Raw genomic sequence first — 16,948 nt, 5'->3', positions numbered from 1 at the left:
GGAGAGGACCTCTAAGGGGTGGGTCGCATGGCATCCTATGTTCGGCAGAAGCCGGCCGGCTGGTTCGTCGTCGTCGCATTGATCCTGGTACTTTGGGGCGTCGCGGGCTGCGCGTCGCTCTACGCGCATCTCGCTTATGGTCCGGCGCTCGATCCGGACGCCACCGATTGGGATCGCGCCTATTATGACGCGCTGCCGATGTGGCTCAATCTCGTCTATGGCGCCGCGGTGCTCAGCGGGCTGCTCGGATCGCTCGCACTGCTGATGCGGTCGAAGCTGGCGCGGCCGCTGTTCGTCGTCTCGCTGGTCGCGGTGGTGGTCCAGTTCGGGTACGTCTTCCTCGGCACGGACCTGCTCGATCACAAGGGTGCGGCGGCAACGGTACCTTTTCCGCTGTTCATCGCCGTGGTCGCAGTGGCGCAGATCTGGTTCGCGAGCTACGCCGAGCGGCGCGGCTGGATTTCCTGACTCGCTTGCCCTGCTGACCGCTGCGCGCTCGGCTGGCGTCCGTCCGCGTGCGGGTCTAGGAAGACGCCATGTCCACCTACACGCTCGATACCGCCACCAGCCGCGCCAATCCCACGCCTGCGCCGATGAAGCGGCTCACCGTGCCCGCGATCCGCAATCGCAAGGGCAAGGAGCCGATCGTGATGCTGACGGCATATACGACGCGCATGGCGCAGCTGCTCGACCCGCATTGCGACGTGCTGCTGGTCGGCGACAGCCTGGGGCAGGTGATCTACGGCCTGCCCTCGACGCTACCGGTGACGCTCGACATGATGATCGCGCACGGCGCCGCAGTGGTGCGCGGCAGCTATCATTCGGTGGTCATCGTCGACATGCCCTTCGGCGCCTATGAAGCGAGCCCCGAGCGCGCTTTCGAATCGGCTGCGCGTGTGCTCGCCCAGACAGGCGCCGCGGGCGTGAAGCTGGAAGGCGGCACGGCGATGGCGCCGATCGTCGAATTCCTGACGCGGCGCGGGATTCCGGTGATGGGGCATGTCGGGCTGACTCCGCAGGCGGTGAACGCGCTCGGGGGCTATGGCGCGCGCGGGCGCAGCAACGCCGAGCATGCGCAGATCCTCGACGATGCAAGGGCAATCGCGGAGGCGGGCGCTTTCGGGATCGTCGCGGAGGGCGTGGTCGAGAGCCTGGCCGACGAGATCACCGCCGCGGTGAGCGTGCCGGTGATCGGCATCGGCGCCTCGGCGCGCTGCGACGGGCAGGTGCTGGTCGCGGAGGACATGCTCGGGCTGTTCGAGCGGACCCCGCGCTTCGTGAAGCGCTACGACGATCTCGCCGGCCGTATTTCGGCCGCGGTCGAGGCCTATGCGGCAGAGGTCCGGTCGCGGGACTTCCCGAGCGCCGAACAAGTCTATGCGGCGCGCGATTGAGCGACTAACGGGCGCTTTCCCTTCCCCCGATGCGCGGCTAAGGTCCGCGCCCGCGACGACACCCAATGGAGTAGATCTTGGCGCTTCCTCCCTCCGGCACCACTGACGAAGCCTTTCTGCGCGAAGTCGACGAGGAGTATCGCCGCGAGCGGCTGCTCTCGATCTGGCGCAACTATGGCCGCTGGATCATCGGCGCGGTGATCGCGGCGCTGATTGCGCTCGCGGGCTTCCTCTATTGGCAGCATCATCAGGAAAGCGCGGCGGGCAAGGCCGGCGAGCAATATGACGCCGCGCTGCGGCTGGCCGAACAGGGCCAGCTCGACAAGGCCGCGACCGAGTTCGCCAAGCTCGCCGACCGCAACGATGGCTTCGGCGCGCTGTCGCGGATCGCGCAGGGCAACCTGCTGCTCCAGAAGAGCGACGCCAAGGGCGCGGTGGCCAAGTTCGCAGCGGTTGCTGGCGACCAGTCGGTCGACAAGCCGTTCCGCGACCTGGCGCTGGTCCGCCAGACGGTCGCCGAGTTCGATACGCTGAAGCCCCAGGTGGTGATCGATCGGCTGAAGCCGCTCACCGACCCCAATTCGCCGTGGCTCGGTACCGCGGGCGAGCTCGTTGCCGCGGCCTATCTCAAGGCCGGCGACCGCAAGGCCGCGGGCCAGATGTTCGGCCAGATCGCCCAGGGTGGCGAAAAGGTGCCGCAGTCGGTTCGTGCACGTGCGGTTCAGCTTGCCGGCGTATTGGGTGTCGACGCCATCGACCAGTCGAAGGAAACCAAGGCTCAATGAACAAGAAGGTGAGGGTGGCTGCCGCTCTCGCGGTGCTCGCGATGGCGAGTGGCTGCGGGATGTTCAAAGGCGGTGGCAAGAAGACCCCGGTGCTCGGCGAGCGCGTGCCGATTCTGGTCTCGGAGAATGACATCACTGCCGATCGCTCGCTCGCGGGCGTCGAGGTGCTGCTGCCCGAGGCCGCGGCCAACGACGGCTGGCGCCAGCCGGGCGGCAATGCCGCCAAGTCGATGGGCCATCTGGCGCTGAGCGCATCGCCCTCGCGCGCCTGGACCAAGGAAGTCGCCAAGCCCAACAAGCGCGAACGGCTCGCCGCGGCGCCGGTCGTATCGGACAACCGGCTGCTCGTGGTCGACACCGACGGCGTGGTGCATGCGCTGGCCGCCGACACCGGCGCCGAGCTGTGGCGCGCTGCCACGGCCAAGGACAAAGGCAACGAGAGCGCGCGCTTCGGCGGCGGCGTGAGCGTCGAGGGCGAGCGCGCCTATGCGACCAACGGCCTGGGCGACGTAGTGGCGCTCAACGTCACCAACGGCACCGAGATCTGGCGCAAGCGCCCGGCCGGCCCGCTTCGCGGCGCGCCGACGCTCGCCAATGGCAACGTCTATGTCGTGACGCAGGACAACCAGCTCTTCGCGCTGTCGCAGGAGAACGGCGAGCTCTCGTGGAACGCCTCGGCCAGCCTCGAGACGCAGGGCGTGTTCGGCGTCGCCGCGCCGGCTTCGGCGCAGGGCACGGTGATCGCGGGCTTCTCGTCGGGCGAGCTCAACGCCTATCGCTACGAGAACGGCCGCTCGCTGTGGAGCGACGTGCTCTCGCGCACCAGCATCTCGACCTCGGTCTCGTCGCTCTCGGACATCGACGCCGAGCCGGTGATCGACCAGGGCCGCGTCTATGCGGTCGGCCAGGGCGGGCGCATGGTCTCGATGGACATCGCCACCGGCAACCGCATGTGGGAGCAGAACATCGCCGGCATCTCGACGCCCTGGGCGGCGGGCGAGTGGCTGTTCGTGGTGACCGACGACGCGCGGCTGATGTGCATCTCGCGCGGCAGCGGCAAGATCCGCTGGATCTCGCAGCTCCGCGAATATCGTAACACCAAGAAGTCCAAGGGCCCGATCACCTGGGCCGGCCCGGTGCTCGCCGGCGGCCATCTGGTGCTCGCCAACAGCGAGGGCGAACTGATCTTCGCCTCGCCGACCGACGGCAGCGTCCAGTCGACGATGGACATCAAGGAGCCGGTGTCGCTGCCGCTCGTGGTGGCGAACAACACGCTCTACGTGCTCGACGACAAGGGCCAGCTCTCGGCCTATCGCTGAGCCTTGTTCCCCTCCCTGAAAGGGAGGGGCAAGGGGTGGGTTTAGTGACGGGCGGGGCTCGATGCCCCGCCCGTTGCTTTTCATCCCGGGGCCGATGAGTCTATTAGGCGCGCAGACGCGCGCACCCACCCCCAGCCCCTCCCTGCAAGCAGGGAGGGGAGTAGGTTTTATCCCATGCCCCTTCCCACTGTTGCGATCATCGGCCGCCCCAACGTCGGCAAGTCGACGCTGTTCAACCGGCTCGTCGGCAAGCGGCTCGCGCTCGTCGACGACCAGCCCGGCGTCACCCGCGACCGGCGCGAGGGCGACGCGTCGCTGCTCGGCCTCGACTTCCGCGTGATCGACACCGCGGGCTACGAGGACGAGGATGCCGCGACGCTGCCGGGCCGCATGCGCCAGCAGACCGAGGCGGCGGTGCAGGAAGCCGATGTCGCGCTGTTCCTGATCGATTCGCGCGCGGGCGTGACTCCACTCGACGAGGAGATTTCCCGCTGGCTGCGCTCGACCGACCGGCCGATCGTGCTGGTCGCCAACAAGGCCGAGGGCCGCGCGGGCGAGACCGGCGTGATCGAGGCGATGGCGCTGGGCTTCGGCGACCCCGTCCAGCTCTCCGCCGAGCATGGCGAGGGCATCGCCGACCTGTTCGAGGCGCTGCTGCCCCATCTCGACCGCGAGGACGAGGAAGCCGAGGAGGAGGACCCCGAGAACCCCAACGCCCCGCTCAAGCTGGCGATCGTCGGGCGCCCCAACGCGGGCAAGTCGACGCTGGTCAACCGGCTGCTCGGCGAGGACCGGATGATCACCGGGCCCGAGGCCGGGATCACGCGCGACTCGATCGCGATCGACTGGCAGTGGGAGGATTTCGAGGGGAACATGCGCCCCGTCCGGCTGATCGACACCGCGGGGCTGCGCAAGAAGGCGCGCGTCGAGGAGAAGCTGGAGAGGCTCTCGGTCGCCGACACGCTGCGCTCGATCGACTTCGCCGAAGTGGTGGTGCTGCTGCTCGACGCGACGCGCGGGCTGGAAGTCCAGGACCTCAAGATCGCCGACCGCGTGCTCCAGGAGGGCCGGGCGCTCATCATCGTCCTCAACAAATGGGACGTGGCCGAGAATGCCTCGAGCCTTTTCAACGGCGTGAAGGGTGCGCTCGACGAGGGGCTAGCGCAGGTGAAGGGCGTGCCGCTGCTCACCGTCTCGGCGGTGACGGGCAAGGGGCTCGACACGATGATGAAGGTGGCGTTCGAGACGCGCGAGGCCTGGTCGCGCCGCGTCTCCACCGGCCAGCTCAACCGCTGGTTCGAGCGCGCGGTCGACGCCAACCCGCCGCCCGCACCCGGCGGCAAGCGGATCAAGCCGCGCTACATCACGCAGAACAAGACACGCCCGCCGAGCTTCGTGCTGTTCGGCACGCGGGTCGACCTGCTGCCGACCAGCTACCAGCGCTATCTGATCAACGGCCTGCGCCGCGAGTTCGACTTCGGCGCGGTGCCGGTACGCCTCTCGCTGCGCGCACCCAAGAACCCCTTCGATCGCGACCGCGAATAGCGAAAATTGTTACGGAAGCGGAATCGACGTCAACGAGCTGTTTACCCGGCAGCCGTTAGGGTTCGCCGCGTACCCATGCGGGTGCGGGAACGGGGAATGGACGTGACGACCGGCAACGAGCTGATCGATTGGAGCGCTTACGCGCAGGCGCGCACCGAGCTGGGCGCCAATTTCGTTCGGATTCTCGGCTATTTCCGCGAGGACGGGGTCAAGTCCGTCTCGCGGATCGAGGACGCCATGCGCGGCCACAACGCCGCCGCGATGGTGATCCCCGCGCACACGCTGAAGGGCGAATCGCGCCAGTTCGGTGCGGAGCCGCTTTCCGAGCTGGCCGAGACGATCGAGATGATGGCGCGCGCCTGCGTCGAGCGGCACGATACGCCCGATGCCGTGCTCGAGCATGTCGTGCGGCTGCGCCCGCTGTTCGAATCGACGCTGACGCTGCTCGAGCGCGAGGCCAACCCGCTGGTCGCGCGCCGCCCGGCCGGATTCGGACGCCGCCCCGCCGCCTGAACGGGGCCTCGCGGAAGTGGACAGTCCGCGGAAGTGGACAAAGTAGACACCAAAACGCGGGTTTTTCGCGCAGATCCGACGGTTCAAAGAGCGCCGCCGGCTGTCCGGCGGATCGCCAGCCAAGCAGGCGAAATCCTATTTTGCAAGCGCGGGCGGATCGCCAGCCGGGGGTCGGGACGCAATCCGGACTCGTCATCGCGCTGGTTGCGCGCGCCTCCCGCGCAACCAAAGGTCACACCAAGGTCACACTGTCGCGGCGGTTCGCGCGGCGAGCTGACGGTTCAAAGAGCGCCGCCCGAACGCAGGGCGGAGGACCAGCCAAGCAGGCGAAATCCTACATCGCAAGCGGAGGTGCAGTGGGCTGCCTGCCCACTCACCAGGCCGTGGACTCACAAAAGCGGTCTGGCAGCTAACGCCCCCGATAGCCGATATTGGCGTTCGACGTTGACGGTAATCGGAACCGGTCGGCGCAGCATGTTATCGTATCTGCGTAGTTCACTTGATAAAGCCGGCAAACCGCCGGGAGGGAAGGATGAAGATTCAGGTCATCGCCATCGTTGCGCTTTTGGCCAGCGTACTTGGCCCTGATGTCGCCGCCGACACCCCGCAGGGTGAGGCCGCTGCGAACGTGCGTGCCGAGCATGCGCTTTGTATGCGGTGGTTACCACGAATACGGCAGCAGCCGGGCAAATTGCGGACCGCTGGGCTGGATTTCGCCGAGATGACAACCAAGCATCAGCCAAAATGGACCGCCGTCGCGCCAGAAGTTTATCGCGAGCTGCTGAACGAATGGATGTTCAAGGCGGCGGCGCGCCCCCTGTGGGGGCGTAGCATCACAAGAGAGGAGGCTGCGGACCTGATCTCGCGGCATTTGCGTCATGGCACTGTGGCCATCTGGCAGTCGACTGTACGATTTCGGCGCCTGCCAGGGAGCAATACCGTTACCCGAATCGGTCTGATCCTAGAGGGTGCGCGGTTGTCACACAACCGCCCGGAACCTCGTGATTTCGCGGCGCACGGCTACAGATATCTGATCAGCAAAGGGCAGCCAAAAGTTTCTGATCTCTATCCCGGTGTGATCGACAACGTTGGATACCTCTTCCTCGACCAGGGCTTTGGCGTGATCCTGAATCCAGGAGGAGAGACACTGTTGGCTCCCGATGTTGTTTTGGTGCCCGCCGGTGATCGCAGCACGATGATCCTGAACGATATTTGCTACGTGGAACGTCTCAACGCCTCCAGAAAATTCTGAACGATTTGGCTGTAATAGGACTATATCAGCCCTTGTGTCGTTGGCGGTCGTTTATGGCGTCACGACCTGAGGCGCATCTGCATTCGGAAGGCTCCGCTTCGTCCATATCATTCGTCATCCGGGCTTGTGCCGGGAACCACCCGGAGGCGAGGGCGGGGCAAGAAGCCCTATCTTAGCCGGTGAGGCCGAGTGGACCCGGGCACCAGGCCGTGGAGACATAAAAGCGGCCGGTCAGCTAACGCCCAGCTTGCGGACGATCAGATTTTCGGCTGCCTGACTCCGGCGTACCAGAAGGTCGCGGCCGACAGCGATGCCATAGCCGCAAACGCCAGCACCCATCTGATGACCAAGCCGCCCTGCATGTAGAGGCCGAACGGGTTCACAGGCGGAGCCGGCGCCGGAGCCAATCGGAGCCACATTGCAATCGCGCCGGCGAGAAGAACGATCGGCAGTGCAGTGAGGCTGAGGTAAGATCCCAGATCAGTCTTGCGGAAACGACGCAACAACAAGTGGATGGGCATTCCGAAACCAAGCGTCAGGCCATAGCCGAAGAGAACCAAGGCCAACATGACAGCGAAAATATCTGCGCCACTCGCGTCTCCCGTGTCCCCGATCATCGCGTTGACTCCCGTCGCGACCAGCAGGGGGATAATCACCGGCAGTGGAGCCAGCGCAAAAGCCTTGATCTCCCGCTCGCCCATCGTCCTTCGACACCCTCGTCAGAACTTCGGCAATCTATATCGCAAAATTCCCGCTTTCCACCCGATGTCGGACATTTGGCGAGGCCGCTGTCAAAACCCGCCTGTCGGCTAACGCCCCGTTTGCGGACAACAAGGCTCCCCTCCCTGCAAGGGATGGGCTGGGGGTGGTTGGCGAGCGAAGCGAAGCCACGCTAACCTATCCGCAGGCAGCGCCGCATCGATCCGCGCCTGACTGCCCGAGCGCGCGCGCTGCGCAACGATCCCACGCCCGCCGAACTCGCCGTCTGGCATCGCATCTCGCGTTTCCGGCCAGCCTTCACGCGGCAGCTGGTCGAGGCGCCGTTCATCATCGACCTTGCCTGCCGGCAGGCACGACTGGCCGTCGAGTTCGACGGCAGCCAGCATCTGGACTCAGTGGAGAAGGATGCGCGCCGGACCGCCTTTCTCCAGTCGAAAGGCTGGACGGTCATTCGCCTGTGGAATTCGGACGTGCTCGCCAATCCCGACGGGGCCACACTCCATGTTCTGGAAAAAGCCGCCGAGTGCCTCGGCGGCACCCACCCCAACCCCTCCCTTCCAGGGAGGGGAGAGAAAGAAGACCGCGCTATCGCTGAACGGCCGCTTTCCACCCGCGATGGGACAACTAGCGGATCGACTGCATTGCAACTGGACCTCGGCCTTCGCCGGGGTGCAGGCATCTTCAAGCCGGCTGGAACCGGCCCTAGCTCGCCTCTTCGGCCTTGCTGTTGAGCTGGATGTAGTTCTCCAGCCCCATGCGCGCGATCATGTCGAACTGGCGCTCGAGCGTGTCGACATGCTCTTCCTCGCTCTCGAGGATGTCGGTGAACAGGTCGCGGCTGACATAGTCGCGCACGCCCTCGCAATGCTGGATCGCGTCCTTGAGCACGGCGATCGCCTCGACTTCGACGGCCAGGTCGGCGCGGAGGATTTCCTCGACGGTCTCGCCGATGCGCAGGCGCCCGAGGAGCTGGAAATTGGGAAGGCCTTCGAGGAACAGGATGCGCTCGGCGAGGCGATCGGCATGCTTCATCTCGTCGATCGACTCGTGGCGCTCGAGCTCGGCGAGCTTCCTGATGCCCCAATTGTCGAGCAGGCGATAATGGAGCCAGTATTGGTTGATCGCGGTGAGCTCGTTCTTGAGCACCTCGTTCAGATATTCGAGGACCCGCGCGTCACCCTTCATCACCAGCACCCCTTGCTTGGAAGAGGCGCCATTCTAGCGGCGAAACGATTGGGGGGACAGGAAAAAACGGCGGAAATCCGCCGTTTCGCTTATTGCGACCGTCACGCAGCCGCGCGCTCTTCCTTGATGATCTCACGCGCGAAGGGGACGCACTGGCCGCACTTCAGCTGGCATCCGAGCGCCCGATAGGCCTGGCCGGTGCTGCATGCGCCGTCGCGGGCGGCCTCGCGCACTTCGCGCTCACGGATTGCATTGCACACGCAGACGACCATCGCCGGACCCTCACCACTCGGGATCCGCATCTAGGGCTAATGCGAGTGATTCGCAAGCCAGTTGAGACGCATTCGCATTAGGAGATTCACTTACGCATCGGCTGGAGCCGGCCGCGCGCGAAGCTGCGCCAGAGCCATTCGAAGGGGCCGTAGCGGAAGCTCTCGAGCCACGGCTTCGACCAGAGCAGCATCGCGGCGCAGACGAGCGCGACGAGCGGGTAGAGCTGCCATCGCGAAAGCGTGCCGTAGAGGCCGAAGCCATAGCCATAGAACAGCGTGGTGCAGATCAGGCTCGTGGCGAGATAGTTGGTGAAGGCCATCCGCCCCGCGGCCGCCACGCGCATGGTGAGCGTGCCGCCCGGGCGCATCGCCAGCAGGATCAGGCAGGCCCAGGCGAGGATCATCGGCGGGCGGAGCAACGTGGCGACGGCAAGCGTGACCGCAGTGGAGACGAGGCTGAACTGCGTCGCGACGAGCCACAGCGCGAGCGCCGCATAGCCAGGCACGCCGATCGCGAACCCGAGCTTCATCCAGCGCACATAAGCCGCGCGGCTCCAGCCGCCGGTGAGCAGCCCGCCGCGGAAGGCCGCCATGCCGAGCAGCATGTAGCCGAGCGTCTCCCAGCCGAAGAGCAGCAGCCCGCGCAGCGGCGACCAGGCCTCCTCGCGCCAGCGCGCGGCGCCGATCATAGACCAGGAGCCGCGGTGCTCGGAGAGGTCGGCGGCGATCGCGGCGGGGCTGGGGACGCCGAAGCCGCGGGCGAAGCCGGCGAGGGTGGCCGCAGCGGCGTGTGCGGCGTTCGGATCGGCAGAGCGGAGGTCCGCGGTCGCCTGCGCCACCGAGCCCGCCATCAGCCCGTCGAGCAGGCACTGGGCGAGCACCAGCACTGCGCCGAGCCCGACGAGGCGCGGCGTGTCGGTACGGCGGAAGGCGAAGGCGATCATGCCGATCAGCGCATAGAGATTGAGGATGTCGCCCCACCAGACCAGCCAGAGATGGGCGAGCCCGAAGGCGAGCAAGGTGAGCATGCGCGCGTAATGGACGCGCACGGCGCTCTCGCCCTTGGCCTCGGCGCGGTCGATCACCAGCAGCATCGAGGCGCCGAACAGGAAGGAGAAGAGCCCGCGCATCTTGCCGTCGAACAGGACGAAGTTGACGAGATAGACCGCCAGGTCCGCGCCGGCCGCGCCGCCATAGGCATGGGGATTGAAATAGGCCGCCTGGGGCATGGCGAAGGCGACGATGTTCATCAGCAGGATGCCCATCACTGCGACGCCGCGCACGGTATCGAGCGCGAGGATCCGGTCGGACGGGGCCGTCACGCGCGGCGCGTGCGCGCGACGAGGCCGAAGCTCAGGCCGACGAGGACGATGTGCGCGAAGAGCTGCTTGGCGAGCTCGACCGGCTCGGTGCTGGGGAAGGGCGCGCCGAAGCGCAGCGGCAGGACGAGGCCGTACATCACCAGCCACAGCACCACGCCGTAGAGCGCGCCGGCGAGCAGCGGATGCGCGCGCACCCGGGCGATGCGCGCATGGGCGAACAGGAACACCGTGGCCATCACCGCCATGATCGCGAAATGGACGAGCAGGCCGGTGGCGGCGCCCGCCGCGCCCCATGTCCGCGCCGCGGGGAAGGGACCGCTCGCGACCGCGCGCAGCATGTTCGCGATCGGCCGGCCGGCCGCTGCGGTGTCGATCGCCGCCATGGCGATGTCGAGCGTGCCGGCGACCAGCGTCGCGACGGCGATGCGGCGTGCCAGCCCTGCGCTTGCGATTTCGGCCATTCCACCTCTCCCCGCTGGGGACAGGCTACAGCCAGGTCGTGATCTGCTCCAGCGGCTTCTTGTCGAGCGCGGGAACGGTGGCGTCGGGCGCGGGGTGGCCGGCGACGATCATCATCACCGGCTTCTCGCTCGTGGGGCGGCCGCAGACGCGGTTGAGGAAGCCCATCGGCGCGGGCGTGTGCACCAGCGTCGCGACTCCCGCCTCGTGGAGCGTGGCGAGCAGCAGGCCGCAGGCGATGCCGACGCTTTCCGAGACATAGTAATTGGGCGCGATCTCGTTGTGCTCGGCGACGGTGCGGCGGACCGCGAACACCACGATCAGCCAGGGCGCGGTTTCGAGATAGGGCTTTTCGGCATGGGTGCCGAGCGGCGAGAGCGCCTCGAGCCAGCGGCTGCCGGCGCGGCCGGCGTAGAAGGCGCGTTCCTCTTCCTCGACGGCGACGCGGATCGCGGTGCGCGCCTCGGGCGCAGTGACGACGCAGAAATGCCAGGGCTGGCGGTTGGCGCCGTTGGGAGCGGAAGCGGCGGCATGCAGCGCGGCCTCGATCACTTCCTGGGGCACCGGCTGATCGCTGAACGCGCGGCAGCTGCGCCGCCTGCGCATCGACGCGCTGAACGCCTGCGCGCGCGCGATGCGCTCGCCATCGTCCATTTCGGGGTAGGGCTGCCAGGGCAGCGCTTCAAATTCGTCCATCAAGCCGCTCCACCGGCGGGCCTGGCAGAATGGCCCCGGCTGGAACAGTCCGCTATTCTACTGGCTCAGCCTAACGCAACTGTTTGCGAACAACCAGTTTTAGCGCGGACCATGTCTGGTCGACGGCGCAGACCTTGGTGTCGACCAGCCCCTGGGAGAGCGCGACTTCGCGTATGATTCCCTCGGAAATGTCGGTTTCCGCGTGCGCGGACTTCTTCGGCCAGGAGACCCAGATGAAGCCATTCGAGGCCATCAGCTGCTGCGCCGCGGCAAGCTCGCGTTCCAATCTGGCACGCTCGGTCTCGAAAAGCCAAATACATTGCAGGCCTTCGGTGGCCGCCTGCTGCTCGTCGATGCCGTAGTGGCCCGGGGCGAGCGCGGCGCGGACATCGGCGGGCATGTTGTGGAACCAGCAGCGCATCCCCCGCCTGAGGCCGATCTTCTCGCCCAGCGGCGTGCCGGAATAGCCTTGGGTCATCGTCCTGCCCTCCGAGCCGTGTCCGCCCATCCTAACGCCATTCGGCGGAACGGGAAGCCACTCGTCGTCTCCCCTCCCTGACAGGGAGGGGAGAACAGGTCAGGCCAGCGCGGCGTCTTCGCCCATCAGCTGGGGGAAGAAGCCCTCGTGCGCGGCGCGCAGGTCGGCGAGGCTGACGGTCCAGTCGCCTTCGTCGAGCTCGAAGATCACGCGGTCCTTGATCGTGCGGCCGAGCGGGTCGGCGGGGACGTCGGCCTTGTGCGCGGCGGCCATGAAGTCGGCGAGGCAGGTGTCGCAGACGGTGACGACGTAGAGGCCCTGGTCCTCGCCGAACAGCGAGCCCGCGACGCCGAAGGGTTGGGGCTCGTTGACCAGCACGCCGATGCCCGAGGCGAGCGCCATCTCGGCGAGCGCGACGGCGAGGCCGCCGTCGGACACGTCGTGGCAGGCCGTGATCGCGCCGGCCTGGATCTGCTGACGGATGAAGTCGCCGGTGCGGCGTTCGGCGGCGAGGTCGACCGCAGGCGGCGGGCCTTCCTCGCGGCCGTGGATCTCGCGCAGCCAGATCGACTGGCCGAGCTCGCCAGCGCGCTCGCCGACTGCGATCACCGTGTCGCCGGTTCCCTTGAAGGCGATGGTGCAGCTCTTCGACCAGTCCTGGAGCAGGCCGATGGCGCCGATCGCGGGGGTGGGCAGGATCGCCGAGCCGCCGCCGGTCGCCTTGGATTCGTTGTAGAGGCTGACGTTGCCCGAGACGATCGGGAAGTCGAGCGCGCGGCAGGCGTCGCTCATGCCCTCGAGGCAGCCGACGATCTGGCCCATGATCTCGGGGCGCTGCGGATTGGCGAAGTTGAGGCAGTTGGTGACCGCGAGCGGATTGGCGCCGACCGAAGTCAGGTTGCGCCATGCCTCGGCAACCGCCTGCTTGCCGCCCTCGACGGGGTCGGCGAAGCAATAGCGCGGGGTGCAATCGGTGGTGATCGCGATGCCCTTCCGCGTGCCGTGGACGCGGACCACCGCGGCGTCGCCGCCGGGGCGCTGGACGGTGTCGGCGCCGACCATGTGGTCGTACTGCTCCCAGATCCAGCGGCGCGAGGCGATGTCGGGCGAGCCCATCAGCTTGAGCAGGTCGGCCGCGGGGTCGCTGGTCTCGGGCACGTCAGCGAGCGGCGCGGGTGCGGGGGTGGGGACGTGCGGCCGGTCGTAGAGCGGCGCCTCGTCGGCGAGCGGGGCGAGCGGGATGTCGCAGACGACGTCGCCCTTCCACTTGAGCACCATGCGGCCGGTGTCGGTGACATGGCCGATGACGGCGAAGTCGAGCTCCCACTTGCGGAAGATCGCTTCGGCGAACGCTTCCCGGCCGGGCTTGAGCACCATGAGCATGCGCTCCTGGCTCTCCGATAGCATCATCTCGTAGGGCGTCATCCCGGTTTCGCGCTGCGGCACGTCGTCCATGATCAGCTCGATGCCGACGCCGCCCTTCGACGCCATCTCGACCGAGGAGGAGGTGAGGCCCGCGGCGCCCATGTCCTGGATCGCGACGATCGCATCCGACGCCATCAGCTCGAGGCAGGCCTCGATCAGCAGCTTCTCGGTGAAGGGATCGCCGACCTGGACGGTGGGGCGCTTCTCTTCCGAATCCTCGCCGAAATCGGCCGAGGCCATGGTCGCGCCGTGGATGCCGTCGCGGCCGGTCTTGGAGCCGACATAGACGATCGGATTGCCGACGCCCGAGGCGGCCGAATAGAAGATCTTGTCGGTGTCGGCGATGCCCACGGTCATCGCGTTGACGAGGATGTTGCCGTCATAGGCCTTGTGGAAATTGACTTCGCCGCCGACGGTCGGGACGCCGACGCAATTGCCATAGCCGCCGATGCCATGGACCACCCCGGCGATGAGATGCTTCATCTTGGGGTGGTCGGGACGGCCGAAGCGCAGCGCGTTCATGTTGGCGATCGGGCGCGCGCCCATGGTGAAGACGTCGCGCAGGATGCCGCCCACGCCGGTCGCCGCGCCCTGATAGGGCTCGATGTACGAGGGGTGGTTGTGGCTCTCCATCTTGAAGATCGCCGCCTGGCCGTCGCCGATGTCGACGACGCCGGCGTTCTCGCCGGGGCCGCAGATGACCTGCGGGCCGGTGGTAGGGAGCTTCTTGAGGTGGATTCGCGAGCTCTTGTAGCTGCAATGCTCGGACCACATCACCGAGAAGATGCCGAGCTCGGTCAGGTTGGGCTCGCGGCCGAGCGCCTTCAGGACGCGCTCATATTCCTCGGGGCTCAGGCCGTGCTCGGCGACGATCTCGGGAGTGATCTGGGTCATGGGCCGAGCCCTTAGCGGCGCGGGCGCGCGGGGGCTAGAGGCCGATGCTCGTTCACCGCACGCGGACGGTGCTCGGCGTGCGCTTGAGCGCGTCGGACGAGGTCTGGAGCGCGAGCAGCTGGTTGACCAGCGCGATCACCTGGAGCGAGCGGTCGGGCGAGCCGGTGGTCCAGCGCGAGATCGAATAGCGCTGGCCGTGGTGCGTGACGGCGACGGCGCTGGGGCGGTCGTCGTCGCGGGCGAGCGCGAAGAGCACGCGGCGTTCGGGCGCGTCGGCGCTTCCCGCGGTGTAGGTCAGCACCGTGCCGGTGCGGACTGCGTCGCCGAGGAAGTGGATCATGCCCTCGATCGAGCGGAGATAGGCGCGCGCCGCGACCGGATCGCCGTTGGCGACGATGTGCGGGCCGTGGCCGTCGCCGGCCTTCGCGTCGCTCGGACAGTCGATCAACCCGCGCGGCAGGCGGAGCGTGATCGCCTCGTCCGGGCGGCGCGCCATCACCAGGCGCGTCGCCGTCCCCTCGGCGGGGAGCTGGCGCAGCCGGAACTTCTCGTCGATCCCCGAGGACAGAAGCTCGGCGGCGCGCGATCCCTCGACGGTCAGCGTGTAGCTGCCCGGCGTGCCGGCCTCGGGCGGCTCGGTGTCGGGCTCGGAAAAGTCGATCCCGACGTCGGCGAAGGGACTGCGGAATTCGCCGCCGCTTTCGGGAATCCAGTTGCCGACATGGCGCCGATAGCTCTCGCCCGGCGCCTGGACCTCGCATTCGATCTTGGAGATCAGCAGAGTCGCGAGGAGCTGCGAATCCCAGCCCTGGGTCGCCAGCAGCCGGATCGAGGCGGCGCCGATCGGCTGGAGGATGCCGGTCGCGAACTCGTCGGTGTTGAGCGGCACCACGGTGAAGGTCGGCGCCGTCGAGCCCTCGAGCGTCACCGTGCCGAAGACGTCGTCGGCCCCCGCCATCATCCCGCCCGAACCGGCGGACACGCCGCCCTTCTGGGTGAGCGTCGCCTCGACCTGGCTCAGCGCCGAATAATGGGTGGGCTCGCCCATGCTCGAGCGGACGATGTTGAGCAGCACCACCTGGTTGCGCGAATCGGCGATGGCGCGGTTGTAGTCGGTGGCGAAGGCCGTGACCTGCGGGCGCAGCGACGTGCATCCGCCCAGGCACGCGGCGAGCAGCAGCGCCTGCGATGTGCGAAGGAAAGCCGGCACGCGCATCTCCCCTCTTGCCGCGCCAGCCTAACGCGGTGGCGCAGTACGGGGCAAGCGCGGCTTGCGAGCGGTTCGCATCGGGCGGATACTCACGCCCGGGACTCGCAGGCAGGAGAGGCACGATGGTCAATCCGGTTCCCGAGGGATATCGCAGCGTCATTCCCTATCTGGTCGTCGACGGCGCTGCCGCCGCGATCGATTTCTACGTCAAAGTGTTCGGCGCCCAGGAAGTCATGCGCATGGAGCATGAGGGCCGAGTCGGGCATGCCGAGCTCGCGATCGGCGATTCGCACGTGATGCTCGCCGACGAGAACCCGGAAATGGGCTTCCGCGGCCCCAAGGCGTTCGGCGGCGGCGCGATCACGGTGATGGTCTATCTGCCCGACGTGGACGCGGCATTCTCCCGCGCCATCGACGGCGGGGCGACCGCCGAGCGCGCGGTGGAGGACCAGTTCTACGGCGACCGGTCGGGGACGTTCACCGACCCCTTCGGGCACCGCTGGATCGTCGCCACCCATGTCGAGGACGTGACGCCCGACGAGATGGAACGGCGGATGGCGACGATGGAGCCCGCCGGGTAGCTCTGCCTATCGAAGCGGCAGGTAGATGTCGGTGATGGCCTCGTTCTCGGGCACGTCCGGGAAGAATCGGACGCGCTCGGCGAAGACGGGGAAGTCGCGCAGCTCCTCGCCGCTCCGCGGGAGCCAGTCGGCATAGAGGAAGTGCACCGCGGGCTTGAGGTCGTCGCTCGAGCCGGTGAGGCGCACCACCGCGCACCGGCCGGCAGGGATGCGGCCCTCGACGACGCCATGTTCGTTGGGACCAGGTGCGCGATCGGTCCCGGCGCAGATGGTGAGACGGAACTGCTCGGGCGGCGCGGTCGCGGGATCGTCGTGGAGCAGGTTGAACGTCCGGCTGCGCGCGGGCGGCAGCCCGTTGGCGTGGCGCCAGGCGATGAAGCGGCGGACGGTGTCTCCGATCGCCGCGGGGTCGCCGCGGTGCGTCAGCATCGCCACGCGGGTTTCCGGAAAATCGAGGATGCGCACGTCGGCGTCGGTGAAGGCGATGGTCATGGGCAGTCTCCTTGCGCGGTCGAGCGGCGCGATTGCCGCTGCCCAGGGCTCCCAATCGGGCGATCGCCGGAATTCGCTCGGCGTCTGTCCCAGCCGCGCGCGGAACGCCCGGGCGAACGCCTCCGAGCCGCCATAGCCGCTCGCCAGCGCGACCTCGGTCACGGGCGCGTCGCGAAAGGCGAGGGCATAGGAGGCGCGCTTGAGCCGCGCGAGCTGGACGTAGCGATGGATGGTGACGCCGGTGAGCTCGGCGAACTGGCGATGGAAGTGGAAAGGCGAGAAGGTGGCGACCGCGGCGAGCGTGTCGACATCGAGCACGGCGTCCAGATTGGCATCGACATGGTCGAGCACGCGCTGGAAGCGGGCGAGATAGCGGCGTTCGGCTTCGGTCGTCACTTGCTGCACC

The 16,948-nt window shown here is 67.6% G+C and carries 19 protein-coding genes; 9 read left to right on the top strand and 10 right to left on the bottom strand.

Annotation, left to right across the window (positions count from 1 at the left end; translation table 11 throughout):
• Positions 1-27 precede the first annotated feature (27 nt).
• The 7 genes from J7500_RS07755 to J7500_RS07725 all read left to right on the top strand — a co-directional run bounded on the left by J7500_RS07755 (position 28) and on the right by J7500_RS07725 (position 6,808).
• Entirely contained in the window at positions 28-468 is a 441-nt protein-coding gene (locus tag J7500_RS07755; RefSeq protein WP_294061088.1) for a hypothetical protein, read from the top strand.
• A 68-nt stretch (positions 469-536) separates the two neighbouring features.
• Positions 537-1,394: a 3-methyl-2-oxobutanoate hydroxymethyltransferase gene (gene panB, locus J7500_RS07750; RefSeq protein WP_294061087.1), complete on the top strand. Its 858-nt coding sequence runs from the start codon at positions 537-539 to the stop codon at positions 1,392-1,394.
• 77 nt (positions 1,395-1,471) lie between these two features.
• Positions 1,472-2,179: a tetratricopeptide repeat protein gene (locus J7500_RS07745; RefSeq protein ID WP_294061086.1), complete on the top strand. Its 708-nt coding sequence runs from the start codon at positions 1,472-1,474 to the stop codon at positions 2,177-2,179.
• A complete protein-coding gene (locus J7500_RS07740; RefSeq protein WP_294061085.1) occupies positions 2,176-3,498 on the top strand; it encodes a PQQ-like beta-propeller repeat protein in 1,323 nt (440 codons plus the stop codon). Before J7500_RS07745 ends, J7500_RS07740 begins: the two co-directional genes overlap by 4 nt.
• 174 nt (positions 3,499-3,672) lie before the next feature.
• Positions 3,673-5,043 (top strand): ribosome biogenesis GTPase Der, encoded by a 1,371-nt coding sequence (der, locus tag J7500_RS07735; RefSeq protein WP_294061084.1) that lies wholly within the window; start codon positions 3,673-3,675, stop codon positions 5,041-5,043.
• A 96-nt stretch (positions 5,044-5,139) separates the two neighbouring features.
• Positions 5,140-5,556, top strand: coding sequence for an Hpt domain-containing protein (locus J7500_RS07730; protein WP_294061083.1), 417 nt, complete (start codon positions 5,140-5,142; stop codon positions 5,554-5,556).
• 532 nt (positions 5,557-6,088) lie between these two features.
• Complete coding sequence (locus J7500_RS07725) at positions 6,089-6,808, top strand: hypothetical protein (protein ID WP_294061082.1); 720 nt, start codon at positions 6,089-6,091, stop codon at positions 6,806-6,808.
• A gap of 257 nt (positions 6,809-7,065) precedes the next feature.
• Here the strand turns inward: J7500_RS07725 and J7500_RS07720 are convergent, their stop codons facing one another.
• Positions 7,066-7,509 carry a hypothetical protein gene (locus J7500_RS07720; RefSeq protein ID WP_294061081.1) on the bottom strand — a complete coding sequence of 148 codons (444 nt, stop codon included), beginning with the start codon at positions 7,507-7,509 and terminating at the stop codon, positions 7,066-7,068.
• Positions 7,510-7,707: 198 nt separating this feature from the next.
• Between J7500_RS07720 and J7500_RS07715 the strand changes: the two genes are divergently transcribed.
• The gene (locus J7500_RS07715; protein ID WP_367112973.1) at positions 7,708-8,259 is read left to right on the top strand and encodes an endonuclease domain-containing protein; all 552 of its coding nucleotides are present in this window, start codon (positions 7,708-7,710) and stop codon (positions 8,257-8,259) included.
• On the opposite strand, the gene bfr is transcribed toward J7500_RS07715, so the two are convergent.
• From bfr to J7500_RS07675, 8 genes are all read right to left on the bottom strand, one after another.
• Positions 8,231-8,713 carry a bacterioferritin gene (gene bfr, locus J7500_RS07710; RefSeq protein ID WP_294061080.1) on the bottom strand — a complete coding sequence of 161 codons (483 nt, stop codon included), beginning with the start codon at positions 8,711-8,713 and terminating at the stop codon, positions 8,231-8,233. The genes J7500_RS07715 and bfr overlap by 29 nt on opposite strands.
• A gap of 101 nt (positions 8,714-8,814) precedes the next feature.
• Positions 8,815-8,985 (bottom strand): (2Fe-2S)-binding protein, encoded by a 171-nt coding sequence (locus J7500_RS07705; RefSeq protein ID WP_294061129.1) that lies wholly within the window; start codon positions 8,983-8,985, stop codon positions 8,815-8,817.
• Between the two features lie 86 nt (positions 8,986-9,071).
• The gene (locus J7500_RS07700) at positions 9,072-10,307 is read right to left on the bottom strand and encodes a DUF418 domain-containing protein (protein WP_294061079.1); all 1,236 of its coding nucleotides are present in this window, start codon (positions 10,305-10,307) and stop codon (positions 9,072-9,074) included.
• Entirely contained in the window at positions 10,304-10,768 is a 465-nt protein-coding gene (locus tag J7500_RS07695; RefSeq protein WP_294061078.1) for a hypothetical protein, read from the bottom strand. Before J7500_RS07695 ends, J7500_RS07700 begins: the two co-directional genes overlap by 4 nt.
• 25 nt (positions 10,769-10,793) lie before the next feature.
• On the bottom strand, positions 10,794-11,462 hold the full coding sequence (locus tag J7500_RS07690) for a nitroreductase family protein (RefSeq protein WP_294061077.1): 669 nt from the start codon (positions 11,460-11,462) through the stop codon (positions 10,794-10,796).
• Positions 11,463-11,532: 70 nt separating this feature from the next.
• On the bottom strand, positions 11,533-11,940 hold the full coding sequence (locus J7500_RS07685) for a DUF3052 family protein (RefSeq protein ID WP_294061076.1): 408 nt from the start codon (positions 11,938-11,940) through the stop codon (positions 11,533-11,535).
• Between the two features lie 99 nt (positions 11,941-12,039).
• Complete coding sequence (gene purL / locus J7500_RS07680; protein ID WP_294061075.1) at positions 12,040-14,259, bottom strand: phosphoribosylformylglycinamidine synthase subunit PurL; 2,220 nt, start codon at positions 14,257-14,259, stop codon at positions 12,040-12,042.
• Positions 14,260-14,311: 52 nt separating this feature from the next.
• A complete protein-coding gene (locus J7500_RS07675; protein ID WP_294061074.1) occupies positions 14,312-15,469 on the bottom strand; it encodes a hypothetical protein in 1,158 nt (385 codons plus the stop codon).
• A gap of 122 nt (positions 15,470-15,591) precedes the next feature.
• Here J7500_RS07675 and J7500_RS07670 point away from each other — a divergent pair, with 122 nt between their 5' ends.
• Positions 15,592-16,050 carry a VOC family protein gene (locus J7500_RS07670; protein WP_294061073.1) on the top strand — a complete coding sequence of 153 codons (459 nt, stop codon included), beginning with the start codon at positions 15,592-15,594 and terminating at the stop codon, positions 16,048-16,050.
• Positions 16,051-16,056: 6 nt separating this feature from the next.
• Here J7500_RS07670 and J7500_RS07665 read toward each other — a convergent pair whose 3' ends face one another.
• Entirely contained in the window at positions 16,057-16,938 is an 882-nt protein-coding gene (locus J7500_RS07665; RefSeq protein ID WP_294061072.1) for a GyrI-like domain-containing protein, read from the bottom strand.
• Positions 16,939-16,948: the final 10 nt, after the last annotated feature.

Origin of the sequence: Sphingomonas sp. (genome assembly GCF_017744835.1) — a bacterium.
Classification (GTDB): Bacteria; Pseudomonadota; Alphaproteobacteria; order Sphingomonadales; family Sphingomonadaceae; genus Sphingomonas.
The sequence above is the reverse complement of the archived record's forward strand: the minus strand, read 5'-3'. Positions and strand labels throughout refer to the sequence as shown.